At 71.7% G+C, this 18,859-nt stretch carries 21 protein-coding genes and 3 tRNA genes; 5 read left to right on the top strand and 19 right to left on the bottom strand.

Going from position 1 to position 18,859, the window contains the following annotated elements; all coding sequences use genetic code 11:
- Position 1: 1 nt before the first annotated feature.
- The 6 genes from ADL29_RS20455 to ADL29_RS20430 form a co-directional block, all read right to left on the bottom strand.
- Positions 2–1,057: a UDP-N-acetylmuramate dehydrogenase gene (locus tag ADL29_RS20455; protein ID WP_046927430.1), complete on the bottom strand. Its 1,056-nt coding sequence runs from the start codon at positions 1,055–1,057 to the stop codon at positions 2–4.
- Between the two features lie 78 nt (positions 1,058–1,135).
- Entirely contained in the window at positions 1,136–1,570 is a 435-nt protein-coding gene (locus ADL29_RS20450; RefSeq protein WP_046927429.1) for a MaoC family dehydratase, read from the bottom strand.
- Between the two features lies 1 nt (position 1,571).
- Positions 1,572–2,027, bottom strand: a complete 456-nt coding sequence (locus ADL29_RS20445; RefSeq protein WP_053925077.1) for a MaoC family dehydratase N-terminal domain-containing protein — start codon at positions 2,025–2,027, stop codon at positions 1,572–1,574.
- A gap of 103 nt (positions 2,028–2,130) precedes the next feature.
- On the bottom strand, positions 2,131–2,295 hold the full coding sequence (rpmG, locus tag ADL29_RS20440) for a 50S ribosomal protein L33 (RefSeq protein WP_006604855.1): 165 nt from the start codon (positions 2,293–2,295) through the stop codon (positions 2,131–2,133).
- Between the two features lie 89 nt (positions 2,296–2,384).
- Positions 2,385–2,457: transfer RNA gene (locus ADL29_RS20435), tRNA-Met, on the bottom strand.
- 45 nt (positions 2,458–2,502) lie between these two features.
- Positions 2,503–2,575: transfer RNA gene (locus ADL29_RS20430), tRNA-Thr, on the bottom strand.
- Between the two features lie 181 nt (positions 2,576–2,756).
- Between ADL29_RS20430 and ADL29_RS20425 the strand changes: the two genes are divergently transcribed.
- Positions 2,757–4,031, top strand: coding sequence for an amidohydrolase family protein (locus ADL29_RS20425; protein ID WP_046927427.1), 1,275 nt, complete (start codon positions 2,757–2,759; stop codon positions 4,029–4,031).
- 80 nt (positions 4,032–4,111) lie between these two features.
- Positions 4,112–4,774, top strand: a complete 663-nt coding sequence (locus ADL29_RS20420; RefSeq protein WP_053925180.1) for an NAD(P)H-binding protein — start codon at positions 4,112–4,114, stop codon at positions 4,772–4,774.
- 356 nt (positions 4,775–5,130) lie between these two features.
- On the opposite strand, the gene ADL29_RS20415 is transcribed toward ADL29_RS20420, so the two are convergent.
- Positions 5,131–5,212, bottom strand: a tRNA-Tyr gene (locus ADL29_RS20415).
- A gap of 190 nt (positions 5,213–5,402) precedes the next feature.
- Between ADL29_RS20415 and ADL29_RS20410 the strand changes: the two genes are divergently transcribed.
- A complete protein-coding gene (locus ADL29_RS20410; protein ID WP_053925076.1) occupies positions 5,403–5,891 on the top strand; it encodes a YajQ family cyclic di-GMP-binding protein in 489 nt (162 codons plus the stop codon).
- A 163-nt stretch (positions 5,892–6,054) separates the two neighbouring features.
- Complete coding sequence (locus ADL29_RS20405) at positions 6,055–6,813, top strand: antibiotic biosynthesis monooxygenase (protein WP_053925075.1); 759 nt, start codon at positions 6,055–6,057, stop codon at positions 6,811–6,813.
- A 33-nt stretch (positions 6,814–6,846) separates the two neighbouring features.
- Here ADL29_RS20405 and ADL29_RS20400 read toward each other — a convergent pair whose 3' ends face one another.
- Positions 6,847–7,239 carry a YccF domain-containing protein gene (locus ADL29_RS20400; RefSeq protein WP_046927424.1) on the bottom strand — a complete coding sequence of 131 codons (393 nt, stop codon included), beginning with the start codon at positions 7,237–7,239 and terminating at the stop codon, positions 6,847–6,849.
- Between the two features lie 222 nt (positions 7,240–7,461).
- Here ADL29_RS20400 and ADL29_RS20395 point away from each other — a divergent pair, with 222 nt between their 5' ends.
- The gene (locus ADL29_RS20395) at positions 7,462–7,716 is read left to right on the top strand and encodes a hypothetical protein (RefSeq protein ID WP_046927423.1); all 255 of its coding nucleotides are present in this window, start codon (positions 7,462–7,464) and stop codon (positions 7,714–7,716) included.
- A gap of 56 nt (positions 7,717–7,772) precedes the next feature.
- Here the strand turns inward: ADL29_RS20395 and htpX are convergent, their stop codons facing one another.
- The 11 genes from htpX to ADL29_RS20340 all read right to left on the bottom strand — a co-directional run bounded on the left by htpX (position 7,773) and on the right by ADL29_RS20340 (position 18,806).
- The gene (htpX, locus tag ADL29_RS20390; RefSeq protein WP_053925074.1) at positions 7,773–8,636 is read right to left on the bottom strand and encodes a zinc metalloprotease HtpX; all 864 of its coding nucleotides are present in this window, start codon (positions 8,634–8,636) and stop codon (positions 7,773–7,775) included.
- A 157-nt stretch (positions 8,637–8,793) separates the two neighbouring features.
- The gene (locus ADL29_RS20385) at positions 8,794–10,368 is read right to left on the bottom strand and encodes an NADH-quinone oxidoreductase subunit N (protein ID WP_245689542.1); all 1,575 of its coding nucleotides are present in this window, start codon (positions 10,366–10,368) and stop codon (positions 8,794–8,796) included.
- A complete protein-coding gene (locus ADL29_RS20380; RefSeq protein ID WP_063788504.1) occupies positions 10,368–11,963 on the bottom strand; it encodes a complex I subunit 4 family protein in 1,596 nt (531 codons plus the stop codon). Before ADL29_RS20380 ends, ADL29_RS20385 begins: the two co-directional genes overlap by 1 nt.
- A 94-nt stretch (positions 11,964–12,057) precedes the next feature.
- Positions 12,058–14,055: an NADH-quinone oxidoreductase subunit 5 family protein gene (locus ADL29_RS20375; RefSeq protein WP_053925071.1), complete on the bottom strand. Its 1,998-nt coding sequence runs from the start codon at positions 14,053–14,055 to the stop codon at positions 12,058–12,060.
- The gene (gene nuoK, locus ADL29_RS20370; protein ID WP_046927419.1) at positions 14,052–14,429 is read right to left on the bottom strand and encodes an NADH-quinone oxidoreductase subunit NuoK; all 378 of its coding nucleotides are present in this window, start codon (positions 14,427–14,429) and stop codon (positions 14,052–14,054) included. Before nuoK ends, ADL29_RS20375 begins: the two co-directional genes overlap by 4 nt.
- Complete coding sequence (locus ADL29_RS20365; protein WP_053925070.1) at positions 14,429–15,049, bottom strand: NADH-quinone oxidoreductase subunit J family protein; 621 nt, start codon at positions 15,047–15,049, stop codon at positions 14,429–14,431. Before ADL29_RS20365 ends, nuoK begins: the two co-directional genes overlap by 1 nt.
- Complete coding sequence (locus ADL29_RS20360) at positions 15,046–15,645, bottom strand: NuoI/complex I 23 kDa subunit family protein (protein ID WP_053925069.1); 600 nt, start codon at positions 15,643–15,645, stop codon at positions 15,046–15,048. The genes ADL29_RS20365 and ADL29_RS20360 overlap by 4 nt, the downstream gene beginning before the upstream one ends.
- On the bottom strand, positions 15,645–16,610 hold the full coding sequence (locus ADL29_RS20355; RefSeq protein ID WP_053925068.1) for a complex I subunit 1/NuoH family protein: 966 nt from the start codon (positions 16,608–16,610) through the stop codon (positions 15,645–15,647). Before ADL29_RS20355 ends, ADL29_RS20360 begins: the two co-directional genes overlap by 1 nt.
- The gene (locus ADL29_RS20350; protein ID WP_053925067.1) at positions 16,607–17,773 is read right to left on the bottom strand and encodes an NADH-quinone oxidoreductase subunit C; all 1,167 of its coding nucleotides are present in this window, start codon (positions 17,771–17,773) and stop codon (positions 16,607–16,609) included. Before ADL29_RS20350 ends, ADL29_RS20355 begins: the two co-directional genes overlap by 4 nt.
- On the bottom strand, positions 17,770–18,414 hold the full coding sequence (locus ADL29_RS20345) for an NADH-quinone oxidoreductase subunit B (RefSeq protein WP_053925066.1): 645 nt from the start codon (positions 18,412–18,414) through the stop codon (positions 17,770–17,772). The genes ADL29_RS20350 and ADL29_RS20345 overlap by 4 nt, the downstream gene beginning before the upstream one ends.
- Positions 18,405–18,806 (bottom strand): NADH-quinone oxidoreductase subunit A, encoded by a 402-nt coding sequence (locus ADL29_RS20340; RefSeq protein WP_053925065.1) that lies wholly within the window; start codon positions 18,804–18,806, stop codon positions 18,405–18,407. The genes ADL29_RS20345 and ADL29_RS20340 overlap by 10 nt, the downstream gene beginning before the upstream one ends.
- Positions 18,807–18,859 lie beyond the last annotated feature (53 nt).

The following is an 18,859-nucleotide window of genomic DNA, read 5'->3' as shown; positions in this document are numbered from 1 at the left end:
TCTAGAGGCTGACGCCGACCGTCACCGGCTCGTTGACGAGGGTGACGCCGAAGGCCGCCTGCACACCGTCCCGGACCTCGCGGGCCAGTGCCAGGAGGTCCTCGGTGGTGGCCGCGCCGCGGTTGGTGAGCGCGAGGGTGTGCTTGGTGGAGATCCGGGCCGGGCCGCTGCCGTAGCCCTTGGTGAAGCCGGCGCGGTCGATGAGCCAGGCGGCGGAGGTCTTCACCAGCCCGTCGCCCGCCGGGAAGGCAGGGGGTTCGGCCTCGGCGCCGAGACGGTCGCGGACGCGCTCCAGGAAGGCGGCGTGCTCGGCCGCGGTGAGGATCGGGTTGGTGAAGAAGGAGCCGGCCGACCAGGTGTCGTGGTCCTCGGGGTCCAGCACCATGCCCTTGCCCGCGCGCAGGGCCAGCACGGTCTTGCGGGCGACGGCCGCCGGGACGCGGTCCCCGGTCCCGACGCCGAGGGTACGGGCGGTCTCGGCGTACTTCAGCGGCGCGGAGAGCCCCCCGGCGTCCTCCAGGGCGAACCGCACCCGCAGCACGACGAACCGGTCGGGGTGCGCCTTGAAACGGCTGTGGCGGTAGGAGAAGGCGCATTCCTCGTTGGTGAGGCTGACGGTCTCGCCCGCCCGGCGGTCGTAGGCGACGACCTCCGTGATGGTGGCGGAGACCTCCTGGCCGTACGCGCCGACGTTCTGGATCGGGGTGGCGCCCGCCGAGCCGGGGATGCCGGCCAGGCACTCGATGCCGGCCAGTCCGGCCTCGACCGTGCGGGCGACGGCGTCGGACCAGTTCTCGCCCGCGGCGAGCGTCAGCGTCGTGCCGTCCAGCTCGAAGCCGCTGGTGGCGATGCGCAGGGCCGTGCCGTCGAAGCCCTTGTCGCCGATGACCAGGTTGGAGCCGCCGCCGATGATCAGCAGCGGGGTGCCGGCGTCGTCGGCCGCTCGGACGGCGGCGATCACCTCGTCGTCGGTGGTGGCCGTGACGAGACGGGTCGCCGGGCCACCGAGACGGAAGGTGGTCAGCGGGGCGAGGGGGGCGTCGTGGAGTTCCTGCACCCGGCCAAGGGTACGGGCCGCATCACCCAGGAACGTTCCTAGGTGATGCTCGTCTCCGTACGGCCGTGATCCGGCAGCTCAGGCGAGGCGGACCACGGCGCGGGACATGCCCAGCACCTTCTGGCCGGCGCTGGTCGCGGTCAGGTCGACGCGGACCGTACGTGCCTCGTCGTCCAGCTTGGCGGCCACCTTGGCGCTGACCTCGATCAGGGCGCCGGTCTCGTCGTTGGGGACGACGACGGGCTTGGTGAAGCGCACGCCGTACTCGGCGACCGCGGCCGGGTCGCCGGCCCAGTCGGTGACCACCCGGATCGCCTCGGCCATGGTGAACATGCCGTGCGCGATGACGTCGGGCAGCCCGACCTCCTTGGCGAACTTCTCGTTCCAGTGGATCGGGTTGAAGTCGCCGGAGGCGCCCGCGTACCGGACGAGTGTGGCGCGGCTCACGGGGAAGGACTGCGCCGGGAGTTCGGTGCCGACCTCGACATCGTCGTAAGAGATCTTCGCGGTCATCTCAGCCCTCCTCGGTCACGGCACGGACCACCAGCTTGGTGAATGCGGTCACGACGTGCTCGCCCGCCTCGTCGTGCACGTCACCACGGATGTCGATGATGTCGTTGCCCGCCATCGACTTGATCGCCTCGATGGTGGAGGTGACGGACAGTCGGTCACCGGCGTGCACCGGCCGGGTGTAGGCGAACTTCTGGTCGCCGTGCACCATCCGGTTGTAGTCCAGGCCCAGTTGCGGGTCGCCGACGACCTGCCCCGCGTCCTTGAACGTGATGGCGAACACAAAAGTCGGCGGCGCGATCACATCGGGGTGCCCGAGCGCCTTGGCGGCTTCGGTATCGGTGTATGCGGGGTTGGTGTCCCCTATCGCCTCGGCGAATTCGCGAATCTTTTCCCGGCCGACCTCGTACGGATCGGTGGGCGGGTACGTGCGTCCGACAAAAGACGGATCGAGCGCCATGGGCTCGCAACCTCCCTGTGCTGCAGCGGTGATCAACGCCGTGAGGCCGCCCCCAAATTGGGGACGGCCTCACGGCTGTGCTTTACGAGAAGCGCGGCCTGACTTATCGCGTCTCGCGGTGCGCGGTGTGCGAGTTGCAACGGGGGCAGTGCTTCTTCATCTCAAGACGGTCCGGGTCGTTGCGCCGGTTCTTCTTGGTGATGTAGTTCCGCTCCTTGCACTCCACGCAGGCCAGCGTGATCTTCGGGCGGACGTCGGTGGCAGCCACGTGAGTGCTCCTTGACGGACAGATGGTCGGATTGAACGCATAAAAGAGTAGCCGATCGGAGGACCGACCCCACAATCGGCTACTGTCAGTAGCGGTGACCGGACTTGAACCGGTGACACAGCGATTATGAGCCGCTTGCTCTACCGACTGAGCTACACCGCTGTGATGCGAGGGGTCCCGCCCGAAGGCGGGTACCTCACACATCAGAGCCCCAATACGGAATCGAACCGTAGACCTTCTCCTTACCATGGAGACGCTCTGCCGACTGAGCTATTGGGGCGAGCGATGAAGACATTACACGGCCCGCAGCCAAAGGTGAAATCCGTATCCGGGCCGCGCACCAACCGCCCCGCGCACCACACCGGTACGACTATTTCGCGCCTGCACGAAGCTCTCCCGGCGGCGGCCTACGCTCGGAGAACGCTGCGTGATCTTGCACGCCCGTGCCTTCGAGGAGCGCGATGTCCGACAGCAGTTCACCGCAGCAGCCACAGCCGGGGAAGAAGCGGGGGCAGCCGAACTCCGGCCGGCAGGCCAGGTCGGACTCCGGCGCGCTGGTGCTGTGCGGCGCCCGGTTGGCCGACGGCCGGACGGTGGACGTACGGCTCGGCGGCGGGCGCATCGAGGCCGTCGGGACGGCGGGCAGCCTCGCCCCGCAGGGCTCCCGCGTGGACCTCGCGGGCTATCTGCTGCTCCCCGCCCCCGCCGAACCCCACGCACACTGCGACACCGCGCTGACCGCGGACACCGACGGCCCCGCCTCCGACTCCCCCGAGGACGTCCAGCGCCGCACGACGGAGGCCGCGCTGCTGCAGCTCGGGCACGGCGCCACCGCCTCGCGCAGCCATGTCCGCATCGGCGACGTCCAGGGGCTGCGCTCGCTCCAGGCGGTGCTGCAGGCCCGCCGGTCGCTGCGGGGGCTGGCCGATCTGGCGGCGGTGGCGGTGCCGCGGGTGCTGACCGGGGTGGCGGGCGCGGACGGGCTGGCGATGCTGCGGGACGCCGTCAAGATGGGGGCCTCGGTCATCGGCGGCTGCCCGGACCTCGACCCCGATCCGGCCGGGTACGTCGAGACGGTCCTGGACGTGGCGGGCGAGCACGGCTGCCCGGTGGATCTGCACACCGACGGTGACGATCCGGCGCGGCTGTCCCGCTTCGCGGCGATGGCCGGCGGGCTGCGGCCGGGCGTGGCCCTCGGGCCGTGTGCCGGGATGGCCCGGATGCCGCGCAGCGTGGCCGCCCGGGTCGCCGAACAGCTCGCGGCCGCCGATGTCGCCGTCGTCTGCCTGCCCCAGGGCGACTGCACCGGCCTGGAACGCCACGGCTCACGGGTGGCCCGTCCCGCCCCCGTACGGCTGCTGCGCGCGGCCGGGGTGCGGGTGGCGGCCGGCAGCGGCGCGCTGCGCGATGTGGCGAACCCGGTGGGGCGCGGCGATCCCCTGGAGGCCGCGTATCTGCTGGCGTCCCTCGGGGAGGCCACGCCCGAGGCGGCGTACGAGACGGTGAGCGCGGCGGCACGGGCGACGCTGGGCCTGCCGGAGGTGCGGGTCGAGGCGGGCTTCCCGGCGGAGCTGCTGGCCGTACGGGGTGAGCGGATCGCCGGGGTGCTGTCGCTCGCGTACAGCCGGGTCGTGGTGCACCGGGGCCGGGTGGTGGCCCGGACCAGCGCGGTGCGCGAGTACTGCGATTCGGCGGCGGAGGTGGCGCTGGAGCTGCCGCGGCAGTCGCAGCGCTAGAGGACCGCCCCAGGGACGGCTTTGCGCCGCACCGGCCGGTCCCGCACGGTGCGCGGGCGGTGCGGCGTACGGTCGGGATCATGCGCATTGTCATCGCAGGTGGACATGGTCAGATCGCGCTGCGGCTGGAGCGGTTGCTCGCCGGGCGCGGGGACGAGGTCGCGGGCATCGTCCGGCGGCCGGAACAGGCCGGCGACTTGCTGGCCGCGGGTGCCGAACCGGTGGTCTGCGACCTGGAGTCGGCGTCGGTGGAGGATGTGGCGCGGCATCTGGAGGGCGCGGACGCGGCGGTCTTCGCGGCCGGTGCGGGGCCGGGCAGCGGGGCCGAGCGCAAGGACAGCGTGGACCGCGGCGCGGCGGCGCTGTTCGCGGACGCGGCCGAGGCGGCGGGCGTGCGGCGCTTCCTCGTCGTCTCCTCGATGGGCGCGGACCGCGAGCCGCCGGAGGGCACCGACCCGGTCTTCGCGGCGTATCTGCGGGCCAAGGGCGCCGCGGACGCGGACGTACGGTCCCGCGCCGGGCTCGACTGGACGATCCTGCGGCCGGGCCGGCTGAACGACGGCCCCGGCACCGGCCTGGTGACCCTGGGCGAATCCACCGGCCGCGGCGACGTCACCCGGGACGACGTGGCGGCCGTCCTCGCGGAGCTGCTCGACCAACCGGCCACCGCGGGGCGGACGTTGGAGCTGATCGGGGGCGATGTGGCGGTCTCCGAGGCGGTGCGGGACGTGGCTGCCGCGTGAGGCCGCGGGCCGCGCCTCGCCGCCCGGCCGCGCCGCGAGGCCAACGGCGAACTCACCTGGCGGAACGCCTCGTTCGAGTGACGTATCGCACGGCCACGGCCGGCCGGGGCCTGCCTGCGACGGCCTGATCGGCTGCGGGGGCGGGACTACGGCGAGGCGTTACAGAGGGTGACGGCGGGGGCGCGGCGGTTGGGGCGGGATGGCCCCGGACGCGGAGTGAGAAGCAGCGAGAAGGGGCGAGACGGTCCGTGCCGCACCGGGGGCAGGGGTATAGGGCGAAGATGCACGGCAGGAGATGCATGACAAAGGGCCCCTGATCCGCGATAGTCGCAGATCAGGGGCCCTTTGCACTCCTGTGGCGGCGCCAGGATTCGAACCTGGGAAGGCGAAGCCGGCAGATTTACAGTCTGCTCCCTTTGGCCGCTCGGGCACACCGCCAGGGTTTGCTGCCGCGAGTTCCGCTGTGGGGCGGTGCTCTGTGGCAACGACGTAAACCATACCCGATGGCAGGGGGTGGTCCGCCACTCGATTCCGAGGCGCTGGATCTTGGCCGGGTAGCTAGGCTTGGCAGGCGGTCCGGGGACGGCCCGCACCCCTGACGGATCTACGTACGAGGAGCCAACTCAACATGGCCGACTCCAGTTTCGACATCGTCTCGAAGGTCGAGCGGCAGGAGGTCGACAACGCCCTCAACCAGGCCGCCAAGGAGATCTCGCAGCGCTACGACTTCAAGGGCGTGGACGCCTCGATCGCGTGGTCGGGCGAGAAGATCGAGATGCGGGCCAACGCCGAGGAGCGCGTGAAGGCCGTACTCGACATCTTCCAGTCCAAGCTGGTCAAGCGCGGGATCTCGCTCAAGGCGCTGGACGCCGGGGAGCCGCAGGCCTCGGGCAAGGAGTACAAGATCTCCGCCTCGATGGAGGAGGGGATCTCGCAGGAGAACGCGAAGAAGGTCGCCAAGATCATCCGCGATGAGGGCCCGAAGGGCGTCAAGGCGCAGGTGCAGGGCGATGAGCTGCGGGTCAGCTCGAAGAGCCGGGACGACCTGCAGGCGGTGCAGCAGCTGCTGAAGGGGAAGGACCTGGACTTCGCCATTCAGTTTGTGAACTACCGGTAGGCATCCGGGTCCGGGGAATCCCGTTTCCGGCTGCCAGGGATGGGGCGGCACGCTTCGGCGTGCCGCCCCACCGGTGTTTACGGGGCGGGGTAACGGCGGCGCTCGGCCTCGACATCAGCCTCGCTATTGACCTCGATATTGGTTGAGGTTGCAGGGTGCTGCCATGACCACACAGCAGAGCGCGCACAGCACCGCACGCGACGGCAGTCAGGGCACTCAGGACGCTCAGGGCGCCTTTCTCGCCGACGTCTTTCCGGAGGTCCGGCGGCCGGATGCCGGTGCCGTACTGATCAGCGAGTGGGACGCGGGCAGTCCCGAGGGCCAGCGGGCCGTCGTGGACGGCGTGGCCCGCGTCTGGCAGGAGACGCCGCTGCCGGAGGGCTTTCTCTCGCGGGTGCTGTTCACCGGGACGGACGGCCGGAGCGTTCTGAATTACGGGCAGTGGACCAGCCATGCGGCGCGCCAGGAGTTCGTACGGACCGCTGAGGACAGCGGGCTGCGCGAGCGGATCGCGGCGGTCCTGGACGGCGTCGTGGAGGCCGACGGCACGGGTCCCGGCCGCTTCCGGCTCTACCGCAGCCTGCTGGCCCAGGACGCGCCGGGGGCGGTGGGCTGCGTCGTACGGGTCGGTTTCCGCACGTCCGGGCACGAGGCGGCCCTGCGGCTCGTCGACGGCCTGATGGAGATGTTCGGCGGCCGCCAGGGCGGCGAGGGGGCCTTCGCCTCGCATTTCCACCTCCGCGAGGACGGGCGGCAGGTCGTCAACTACAGCGAGTGGACGGACGCGGAAGCCCATCAGCGCCAGGTGGGGTCCGCGCTGCAGCGCGGCGGGGCGGTGATGGGCTTCATCGCGGGCCTGGAGGGCGTGGAGCCGCTGGGGTTCAAGCGGTTCGTGGGGCCTCGGGGGCTCGTACGGGCGTAACGGCGGCCTCGTACGGACGCGGGGACGGCGCCGTCAGCGGGTGGCGAACGGCTCGTCTGTGGGGACGATCTCGCGGCCCAGGGGCAGCAGCGAGATCGGGATCATCTTGAAGTTGGCGATGCCCAAGGGGATGCCGATGATCGTCACGCACTGCGCGATACCGGTGACGATGTGCCCCAGGGCCAGCCACCAGCCCGCGAAGACGATCCAGATGATGTTGCCCAGCACCGAGCCCGCTCCGGCGTCGCGGCGCTCGACGGTCGTACGGCCGAAGGGCCACAGCGCATAGCCCGCGATCCGGAACGAGGCGATGCCGAAGGGGATCGTGATGATCAGTACGCAGCAGATGATGCCTGCCAGGACGTACCCGATCGCCAGCCACAGGCCGCTCAGGACGAGCCAGATGAGATTAAGGATGAGCTTCATGATCGGCAGCCTTCCACGGGCGCGTCGAGGGATCGTTCCGCCCTGCTAGACGCGCTTACCACCGTGGACCGTTGCGACGTCGGGCCGCAATCGGAAGGAACCCGGGCCCGGTGGCCGGCCGGGTGCGGGGGCAGTGGGGTGATCTTTGCGCGCGGGTCGTGGGCCGGGGGCGGCCCGGGGAAGTACAGAGGCTGATCACCGTCTCGGCCTTCGGGAGAAATCATGCGCATCCGCACCACGCTCTTCGCAGTGACCCTGGCCTCCGCTGCCCTGCTCGGCAGTGCGGGTACCGCCGCCGCCGACGACCGCTCGGGCCCGGCTTCGGATCACGGGTCGTCCGGCCCCGGCGGTTCCCCCATGGGCGGGGAGTCGGACAGGCCGGACCGGCAGGGTCTGCTGGGGGGCGACAGTTCCACCGCTCATGGGGTGCGTGACAACTACCCGGTCTCGGTGGTCGGCCGCCTCCTCGGCATGTGAGCCGGCCGGGCGGCGCCGGCGGCGGAGCTTCTCGCCGCCGGCCTCGCTCGGCCCCGTCAGGGACGGTGCCCCGCCATCTCTTCGAGGCGGGCGATGCGTTCGCGCATCGGGGGGTGGGTGGAGAAGAGCCGGGACATCCCCTCGCCCGCCCGGAACGGGTTGGCGATCATCATGTGGCTCGCGGTCTCGATCCGCGGCTCGGGCGGGAGCGGCAGCCGCTGGGTGCCCGCCTCCAGCTTGCGCAGGGCGGAGGCGAGGGCCAGCGGATCGCCGGTGAGCTGGGCGCCCGCGGCGTCCGCCTGGTACTCGCGGGAGCGGCTGACGGCCAGCTGGATGAGGGAGGCCGCCACCGGGCCGAGAATCATGATCAGCAGCATGCCCAGGAGGCCGGGGCCCTCGTCGTCGTCGCTTCTGCCGAACGGGATCAGCCAGGCGAAGTTGACGAGGAACATGACGACGGAGGCGAGCGCGCCCGCGACGGACGAGATGAGGATGTCGCGGTTGTAGACGTGGCTGAGCTCATGGCCGATGACGCCGCGCAGTTCGCGTTCGTCGAGGAGCTGCAGGATGCCGTCCGTGCAGCAGACCGCGGCGTTGCGCGGGTTGCGGCCGGTGGCGAAGGCGTTGGGGGCCTGGGTCGGGGAGATGTAGAGGCGGGGCATGGGCCGGCGGGCGGCCGTGGAGAGCTCGCGCACCATGCGGTAGAGCCCGGGGGCCTCGAATTCGCTGACGGGGCGGGCGCGCATGGCCCGCAGCGCCAGTTTGTCGCTGTTCCAGTACGCGTAGGCGTTGGTGCCCAGGGCGACGACGACGGCGATGATCAGGCCCGCACGGCCGAACAGGCTGCCGATGACGATGATGAGTGCGGACAGTCCCCCGAGGAGTACGGCGGTCCTGAGCCCGTTGTGCCGGCGGTGCACGGTACGCCCTCCAAGCGGTGCGGCAGGGGAACCCTGTGCTGCTTCTCCACTCTCCGGTGGACCCTTACGCACTGGTCAACGCGGGATGGGGAGGGGTGGTTCCCCGGCCGGCGCGGCGGGACGCCGGGCGGGGCATCGCCCGTAGGGCTGCGTACCGCTACAGGAGCGCCCCGGAGGCGAAGCGCAGGACGAGCTGCGGGGCGCCGGAGAGGACGATGCCGAGGACGGTGGCGAGGGCGATCGCGGTGGTGAGGGCGGCCGGAATCCTGGCGGGCGGCGCGGTCCGGTCCACGGCCTCGGCGCCCTCGGTCTCCTTGGCGCCCCGGAAGAGAACTGCCGTCCACTGGAGGTAGTAGTAGAGCGCGATCACGACATTGACGGCCATGACGACGGCGAGCCAGGCCAGGCCCGCGTCGACGGCCGAGGAGAAGACCGTCACCTTGGCGAAGAGGCCGATGATGCCGGGCGGCAGGCCGGCGAGGTTGAGCAGGAAGAAGCCGAGGGCGAGCGCCACCAGGGGGCGGCGGGCGTACAGGCCCCGGTAGTCGGTGATCCGGTTGGCAGGGCGGGTACGGGCCACCAGGGCGGCGATGGCGAAGGCGCCGAGGTTCACCGCGCCGTACATCAGGGCGTAGGCGATGGTGGAGCCGATGGCGTGCGCCGGGTTGTCGGTGTAGCCGGCCGCCGCGAGCGGAACCAGGAGGTAGCCGGCCTGGCCGACCGACGACCAGGCCAGCAGGCGTACGGCGCTGTGCGCGCGGTGCGGGTCCTGGCGGAGGGCGGCGACGTTGCCGACGGTCATGGTGAGCGCGGCGAGGACGGCCAGTACCGGGCCCCAGATGTCGGCGTACGAGGGGAAGCCCTCGACCGTGACAAGGATCAGACCGGAGAAGCCGACCGCCTTGCCGATGACCGAGAGGTAGGCGGCGATGGGCAGCGGCGCGCCGACGTAGGTGTCGGGAACCCAGAAGTGGAACGGGACGGCCGCGGTCTTGAAGGCGAAGCCGACCAGGGTGAGCGCGACGCCCGCGGCGGCCAGTGTGGCCAGCCGGGGGTCGGGGAGGTCGGTGAGGGCGTGCGCCACCCGGGAGAGGTACAGGCTCCTGGTGGCGGCGTACAGGAAGCTCACGCCGAGGAGCATCACGGCGGTGGCGGCCACCGAGGAGAGGAAGAACTTGAGGGCGGCCTCGGAGGAGAGGCGGCTGCCGCGGCGCAGTCCTACGAGGGCGAAGGCGGGCAGGGAGGCCACTTCGAGGGCGATGACCAGGGTGGCGAGGTCCCGGGAGGCGGGCAGCAGGGCGGCGCCGGCCGCAGAGGAGAGCAGCAGGAACCAGTACTCGCCGGTGGGCAGGTCGTGGTCCTTGATGGTGTCGATCGACAGCAGGGCGGTCAGCAGCGCGCCGGCCAGCACCAGGAACTGGATCACCAGGGCGAAGGGGTCGGCCACGTAACTGCACACATCCGGGTGGCCGGTGAGGCAGAAGGTGCGGCGGTCGCCGTCCAGGAGGGGCAGGAGGGACAGCGCGGCCAGGGCCAGGCCCGCGGTCGCCATCCAGCCGAGCAGCGGCTTTCTGGCGGCGGGGAGGAAGAGATCGGCGACGAGCACCGCCAGGGCGACCGTCGCGGCGATGGTGGGCGGCGCGATGGCGAGCCAGTCGACGGACTGGACCAGAGAACCCACCGGGTGCGCGGCGGCCAGGTTCCCGTCGGCCATGGGGATCGTCGGGCTCATCACTTACCGCCTCCGAGGAGCTGCTGGACGGCCGGGTTGGTGAGGCCGAGGAGGGCCGCGGGCCACAGTCCGGCGAGGACGGTGAGGACGGCGAGGGGGGACCAGGCCGCGTATTCGTGGCGCGCGATGTCGGGGATGACGGGGGCAGGCTCTTCTGCGGGCACGGGCTCTTCGCCCGGTGCCGCCTGGGCCGCCAGGTGGCCGCCCATGCAGACGCGGCGGACGACGAGCAGCAGGTAGGCGGCGGTCAGCAGGGTGCCGAGGCCGGCCAGCACCATGAACGTCAGGAAGGCGGCGCGGCTGAGGCCCGCGGCCGGGCGGAAGGCGCCGAACATCGCGAGCATCTCGCCCCAGAACCCGGCGAGGCCCGGGATGCCCAGCGAGGCGACGGCGCCGAAGGCGAGCAGGCCGCCGAAGCGGGGCGCCCTGCCGTACAGGGCGGCGCCGGTGGTGCCCGCGAGGGCGTCCAGGTCGGTGCTGCCGGTGCGGTCCTTGAGGGCGCCGACCATGAAGAACAGCAGGCCGGTGATCAGGCCGTGGGCGATGTTGGCGAACAGCGCGCCGTTGACGCCGGTGGGGGTCATGCTCGCGATGCCGAGCAGGACGAAGCCCATGTGGCCGACGGAGCTGTAGGCGATCAGGCGCTTGAGGTCGCCCTTCGCCCCGTTGCGTACGAGGGCGAGGCAGGCGAGGGACCCGTAGATGATGCCGATGGCGGCGAACGCCGCGAGGTACGGCGCGAAGGTGTGCATGCCCTCGGGTGTGATGGGCAGCGCGATGCGGACGAACCCGTAGGTGCCCATCTTCAGCAGGACGCCGGCCAGCAGCACGGAGCCGACGGTGGGGGCCGCGGTGTGCGCGTCCGGCAGCCAGCTGTGCAGCGGCCACATCGGGGACTTGACGGCCAGTCCGATGCCGATCGCGAGCACCGCCAGCAGCTGGACCGTGTGGCTGAGCTGGGCTTTCGGGCCGTTGTCAGTGGCCAGTGCGACCATGTCGAACGTGCCGGACTTCACGCCGATGAGGAGGAGGCCGAGCAGCATGACGACCGAGCCGAGCAGCGTGAAGAGGATGAACTTCCAGGCCGCCGCCTGCTTTCCGGCACCGCCCCAGCGGGCGATGAGGAAGTACATCGGGATGAGGACCATCTCGAAGGCGAGGAAGAACAGCATCAGGTCGAGGACGGCGAAGGTGGCGAGGGTGCCGGCCTCGAGGACGAGCAGCAGGGACACAAATGCCTTGGGGGACGGGCCCGTTGGCATCTTGAAGTAGCTGTAGAGCGCGCAGAGGAAGGTCAGCAGCGCGGTCAGGACGACGAGGGGGAGCGAAATGCCGTCGACGCCGAGGTGGATGCGGATGTGGAGCGCCGGGATCCAGCTGATGTCGGTGGTGGCCTGCATACGGGCCGGGTGGCCGCGGTCGAAGCCGGCGGCCAGCGCGACGGCGGCGACGAGGACGACGCCGGTGACGGTGACTCCGTGGCGCAGCACGGCCTGGTCGGGGTTGCGCCCCTTGAGGCCGGGCGGGGCGGGCAGCAGGGCGGCGACGGCGCCCAGGAGGGGGAGGACGACGACCGCCGCGAGGAGGTACTGCAGTGCGGTGTGGTTCACGGGGTCAGCCCCTCCTCAGGGTGTCGCTCGGGCGCCGGCAGTGCGGGGTGTGTGCCCCGCGCGTGTCATGCAGCATCGGTCAGGCTCCCGTACCCGTGGCGACGAGGACGGCGGCGACGGCCAGGACGAGCGAGCCCGCGAGCAGCGCGCCGAGGTAGGTCTGCACATTGCCGGTCTGGGCGCGGCGGACGGCGGCGCCCAGCCAGCGGGGAGCGGCGCCCGCGCCGCGGACGTAGGTGTCGACGACCTCGCGGTCGAGGAAGCGGACGAGCGTGGCGGCGGCGCGTACGGGCCGGACGAACAGCGCGGAGTAGACGGCGTCCAGGTGGAAGCCGACGGCCGCGTGGCGGTGCAGCGGGCCCAGGAGGAGGCGGCCGGGGTCGGCCGGGTCCGGGGCGCCGGCCACGCCGCCGTAGGCCGGGGCGTGGCTCTCGATGGCCAGTTCCTCGGCGAGGCCGGGGGCGGCGTCCGGGGCCGCCGCCACTGCCCCGAGGGGGGCGCGGGCGGCGAGGGCGCTGGTGTGGCGCCAGGCCGCGTAGGCGACCAGGCCGCCGGCGAGTGCGGCACCGGTGCCCAGGACGGAGGTGGTGAGCGTGGGGTTGAGCGAGCGTCCGTCGAACCACTGGGGCAGATAGGGGCCCGTCAGGCCGAGCGCGACGGTGGGGACGAAGAGGACCCACAGCATGGCGTTCATGACGACCGGCTGGCGACCATGGTCGGGGACCTCGGCGCCCTTGCCCCGGAAGGCGAGCAGCCACAGGCGGGCGGCATAGGCCGCGGTGAGGAGGGCGGTGAGCAGGCCGGAGACCAGGACGGTCCAGCCGGCCGCGCCGGGAACACCGTGCGCCCCACCGGAGGCGGCGTGCTCGGCGGCGCCCAGGACGGCCTCCTTGGAGAAGAAGCCGGCAAAGGGCGGGATCGCGGCGAGCGCGAGCAGCGCCACGGTGACCGTCCAGTAGGCGTCCGGGATCCGCCGGGACAGCCCGCTCATCCGGGACATGGCGGCCAGCGAGTTCGTCCCGGCGGCGTGGATGATCACGCCCGCGCCGAGGAAGAGCAGGGCCTTGAACACGCCGTGGGACAGGAGGTGGAAGACGGCGGCACCGCGGTCGCCGACGGCCAGGGCGCCCATCATGTAGCCGAGCTGGCCCACCGTCGAATAGGCCAGTACGCGCTTGATGTCGTCCTGGGCGAGCGCGGCCAGGCCGGAGCCGACCATGGTGATCGCGGCCATGACGGCGAGCACGACCAGCGCGGCCGCGGAGGCGGCGAACACAGGAAGCAGCCGGGCGACGACGTAGACACCGGCGGCCACCATCGTCGCGGCGTGGATCAGTGCCGAGACGGGCGTCGGGCCGGCCATCGCGTCCGGGAGCCAGGTGTGCAGCGGGAACTGCGCCGACTTGCCCGCGGCACCGGCCAGCAGCAGCAGCGCGATCAGCGTCGGGTGGTCCAGGCCGCCGCTGGTGACGTGGCCGAGGATGCCGGTGATGCGGAAGGTCCCGGCGTCGGCGGCCAGCGCGAAGATGCCGAAGAGGAAGGGGACGTCGCCGAGCTTGGTGACGAGGAAGGCCTTGAGGGAGGCGGCGCGGGCGGCCTTGGTCTCCCAGTAGTGGCCGACGAGAAAGTACGAGCAGATGCCCATGACTTCCCAGCCGACCAGCAGCACCATCAGGTCGCCGGTGTAGACGACGAGCAGCATCGCGGAGGTGAACAGCGAGACCAGCGCGGCGTAGGAGGGGTAGCGCGGATCGTCGCGCAGATAGCCGGTGGAGTAGATCTGCACACAGCTCGCCACGACGCCGACCAGGACGGCGATCAGCGCGGCGAAACCGTCGATGTGCAGGGCCAGGTCGATGGGGATCGAGCCGGTCGGGGTGAGCCGGGTGGCGACGTCGGTGGCCGGGCCGCCGCCCTGCTCGACGGCGACGGACACCGCGAGAGCGGCCGCGGCGAGCGTCGGCAGAACGGCCAGCGGCCGGACGAAACCGGGCGCGCTCCGCCCCAGGAGGAGGCCGGCGACGGCCCCGAGGAAGGGCAGGAGGGGGACGAGGACGGCGCTGGTCGTGAGCGTCACGCGGGGGCCTCCGCCTGGGTGTCCGGCTGCGGCTGCGCGCCGTGGTCCGTGGCGTCCGTACCGTCCGGCCGCTCCGCGAGGTCACGGAGCCGGTCGATGTCGGAGCTGCCGCGGTTGCGGTAGACGAGCAGCACGATCGCCAGGCCGATACCGATCTCGGCGGCGGCGATGGCAATGGTGAAAAGGGTCAGCGCCTGGCCGGCGTGCAGGGTGTCGCGCAGCCAGACGTCGAAGGCGACGAGGTTGAGGTTGACGGCGTTGAGCATCAGCTCGACGGACATCAGCACCAGGATGGCGTTGCGGCGGGCGAGCACGCCGTACAGACCGGTGCAGAAGAGGAGGACGGCGAGGACGGCCGGATAGGCGAGATGCATCAGCGCTGGTCCTCTCGCGGGGCGGGGGCCGGGGACGTGCGGAAGACGTTCCGGAGACCCGCCACCGGGGCCTTGCCCTCCCCGGCCCGGCGGGACAGCACGATCGCCCCGACGAGCGCGGCGAGCAGCAGCACGGACAGCGCTTCGAAGGGCAGCACCCAGTACTGGAAGAGGGTGCGTCCGGAGGACTGGGTGGAGCCCTGGACGGCGCCGTCGAGGTCGATCCAGGTGGCCCGGAAGGCGTCCACGACAACCCAGACCAGCGCGCCCGCGGCGGCGACGGCCACGATGAGCGCGGCCCAGCGGTTGCCCGAATCGGCGTCCGGGGAGCGGCCGATGGGCGCCTTCGTCAGCATCAGCCCGAAGAGAAGGAGGACGACGACGGAACCGACATAGATCAGCACCTGCACCCAGGCGATGAATTCGGCGGTCAGGAGGAGGTACTCCACGGCGACCCCGCCGAGGGTGACCACCAGCCAGAGGGCGGCGTGCACCAGCTGCCGGGTGGTGACGGTGACGACGGCCGCGCCGAGGGTGGCGATGCCGACCAGGAGGAAGGCGATCTCGACACCGGTGGGCGAAAGGAAGCCGTGGCCTGCGGCGGTGGCGGCGAGCGTCACGTTCCCTCCTCCTCGGTGTCCTTGGCCTGTTCCTCCTGGCCTGCGGCCTCGGCCGCCTGCTGGGCCTCGGCCGCCTGCTGGGCGGCGAGCTTGTCCGCGGCCTTGCGTGCGGCGCCGATTTCCTTGGGCTCCTCGGCCGCCGGGTCGAGCGCGGGCGGCTCGGGCACCGTCCACATCCACTCGCGGAGCCGGTCGCGTTCATGCGTCAGCTCGCGGATGTCCGTCTCGGCGTACTCGAATTCCGGCGACCAGAAGAGCGCGTCGAACGGACAGACCTCGATGCAGATACCGCAGTACATGCACAGCGCGAAGTCGATCGCGAAGCGGTCCAGCACATTACGGCTGCGCTCGCGGCCACCGGGCGCGGCGGGCGGCACCGTCTCCTTGTGGGAGTCGATGTAGATGCACCAGTCCGGGCACTCACGGGCGCACAGCATGCAGACCGTGCAGTTCTCCTCGAACAGCCCGATGACGCCGCGGGTGCGCGGTGCGAGGTCGGGCTGGGCGTCCGGGTACTGCGCGGTGACGGACTTCCGCGTCATCGTGCGCAGGGTGACGGCCAGGCCCTTGGCGAGGCCTTTGCCAGGCATGCCCATTACGAGATCACCACCTTGACGACGCCGGTGAGGGCGATCTGGGCGAGGGCGAGCGGGATGAGGGCCGTCCAGGCGAGCTTCTGCAGCTGGTCCTCCCGCAGGCGCGGGTAGGTGACCCGCAGCCAGATGACGCCGAAGGCGAGGATCGCGGTCTTCAGCAGCGTCCACAGCCAGCCGAGGCCGTCGAGGCCGAACGGGCCGTGCCAGCCGCCGAGGAAGAGGACGGAGGTCAGCGCGCAGAGGACGACGATGCCCGCGTACTCGGCCAGGAGGAAGAGCGCGAAGCGCAGTCCGGTGTACTCGGTGTACGCGCCGAAGATGATCTCCGAGTCGGCGACCGGCATATCGAACGGCGGGCGCTGGAGTTCGGCGAGGCCCGCGGTGAAGAAGACGACGCCGCCGACGATCTGCCAGGGCACCCACCACCAGTGGAAGGCCTCCAGGATGCCGGGCAGGGAGAGCGTGCCGGCCGCCATCGCGACGGACGCGGCGGCGAGCAGCATCGGCAGCTCGTACGCCAGCAGCTGCGCGGCCGTCCGCAGACCGCCGAGCAGCGAGAACTTGTTTGCCGACGCCCAGCCCGCCATCAGCGAGCCGAGCACACCGACGCCCATGACGGCGAGCACGAAGAAGATGCCCGCGTCGATGACCTGGCCCACGGCGCCGTGCGGGCCGATCGGTATGGCGATCAGGACCAGGAGGTACGGCAGCAGGGCGACGGCCGGCGCGAGCTGGAAGATCCGCCGGTCGGCGCCCGCCGGGACGATGTCCTCCTTCTGCGCGAACTTGACGCCGTCCGCCACCAGTTGCGCCCAGCCGTGGAAGCCGCCCGCGTACATGGGGCCGAGGCGGCCCTGCATATGGGCCATGACCTTGTGCTCGGTCTGCCCGATGACCAGCGGGAACACCAGGAAGACGACGAAGACGGCGAGCAGGCGCAGGGCGATGTCGAGGGTGTCACTCATGGGGTCCCACCTCCTGCCTGGTCGTCTTGGGTGCCGTTCCGGGGGCTGTCCTGTTCCGGCTGCGGTTCGGGCTCCGGCGTCGCCTCGGCCTCGGCCTTCGACTCCGGTTTCGGCTCCGATGCCTTCTCCGGCGTCTTCTCCGGCTCGTCGAAGGCCGGGCGGGCGTGGTGCCACGGCGCGTCGGAGGAACGCGGGGCCGCCTCCTTGGCCGGGGCCGCGGGGGCCGTCTCCGAAGCCTCCTCGGCTGCGGCGGCCGCCGTCTGCTGGCTCGCCGACCCCTCGCTCACCGAGCGGGTCCGCCGTGCCGGCCGCGCCGGGCGCTCGGCAGGCGCCGCGGCGGCAGCCGGTGCCTCGGCGGCCTCCCCCGCCGCCTGCTGGCTCGCCGACCCCGCACTCGCCGTACGGGTACGCCGTACCGGACGCTCGCCCGCGGCAGCACCCGCGGCCCGCGCGCCACCGGCCGCCCGTGCACCCCGCGCCGGCCGCGCGGGAGCAGGCGGCAGCTGGCCCTTGAGCGGACCCCACTCGTTCGGGTCCGGCACACCCGGCGGCAGCATCTGCCGCCGCTTGGGCCCACCGTGTTCGGATTCGCCCGGCTCCTTGGCCCCCGGCCACGCCTTGGCGACCCGCGCCGCCAGCACGAAGTCCTTGCGCAACGGGTGGCCCTCGAAGCTCTCCGGGAGCAGCAGCGGTACGAGATGCGGATGGCCGGTGAAGTCCACGCCGAACATCTCGTGGGTCTCGCGCTCATGCCAGCCCGCGCCCGCGTACACACCCACGGCGGTGGGCAGCGCGGCGGCGTCGTGCGGCACGGTCGTACGGACAATCAGCCGCCGGACGGTCCCCGGGTGCGCCACATCCGCGAGGTGCGCGCAGATCCGGAAGCCGGTGCCGGGCTCGTCGACGGCGCTCAGCCAGTCGAAATAGGTGCAGCCGAGGTCGTCGCGGGCGGCCGTCAGGGCGGCGAGCCAGCCGTCCACCGGGACGTCGACCGTCAGCAGGTCGTATGCCTCCTCGGCCGTGGCGCCCGTACCGAAGATCTCGCTCGCGGGCCGCGGCAGCCAGCCGACGACGGGCTCGGGGGCGGACTCGGGGGCGGACTCTGCGGCCTCGACCGCCTCGGCGGCGGGCTCGACCGGCTGCCCGGCCTGCTGCTCGCTCATCGGGGCTCCTCCCCCGCGGCCTTGGGGGCGGGCGGCGTGACCAGCCCGCTGCGCAGCGCGGCCGCCGAGGGCCGGGCGGTGCGGCCGTGGTGGTAGCGCTCCCCCAGCGACTCGCGCGCGATCTTCTCCTGCAGCTTGAGGATGCCCTGCAGCAGCGCTTCGGGCCGCGGCGGGCAGCCCGGTACGTACACATCCACCGGAATGATCTGGTCGACGCCCTTGGTGACCGAGTACGAGTCCCAGTAGGGGCCGCCGCAGTTGGAGCAGGCGCCGAAGGAGATGACGTACTTCGGCTCCGGCATCTGCTCGTAGAGCCGCTTCACGGCGGGGGCCATCTTGTCCGTCACCGTCCCGGAGACGACCATCAGGTCGGCCTGGCGCGGGCCGGGCGCGAACGGGATCACCCCGAGCCGGATGAAGTCGTGCCGGGCCATGGACGCGGCGATGAATTCGATCGCGCAGCAGGCGAGCCCGAAGTTGAAGACCCAGAGCGAGTACCGGCGGCCCCAGTTGAGGACCACCTTCATCGGTTCGGGCGCGAGGCGGGCCAGCGTGCCCAGGCGCCGGGGTTCCGGCAGGAGCTGGGGGGCGGCACCCTCGGCCGCGGCTGCGGATCCGTTGGAGACGGGGTTCACGTCCATTCCAGGACGCCCTTCTTCCATGCGTAGAGCAGGCCGACGGCGAGAAAGCCGAGGAAGATGAACATTTCCACCAGCGTCACGCCGCCGAAACCGGGGGCGGCGAAGATCGTCGCCCAGGGGAACAGGAAGATCGAGTCGACGGCGAAGATGACGTAGAGGAACGCATAGACGTAGTAGCGGACCTGGGTGTGCGCCCAGCCCTCACCGACCGGGTCCACACCGCACTCATACGTCAGCATCTTCTCGGGCGTCGGCACGACAGGCCGCAGCAACCGCCCGGCCCCGAAGGCCACGGCCACGAAGAGCACACCGATCACGGCGATGAGCCCCACGACCGAGTAGCCCTCGAAGTAGCCCGCGGCGATGGTGGTGCGTACGGTCGTGTCCGGCACGTCCGCCCCTCGCTCCCTGACTGCGCTTGTTCAACGACTTTCGACAATCTTTA

It is taken from the genome of Streptomyces chattanoogensis (assembly GCF_001294335.1).
GTDB lineage: Bacteria > Actinomycetota > Actinomycetes > Streptomycetales > Streptomycetaceae > Streptomyces > Streptomyces chattanoogensis.
Note: the sequence above shows the minus strand (reverse complement) of the source record. Positions and strands in the feature narration are given on the sequence as shown.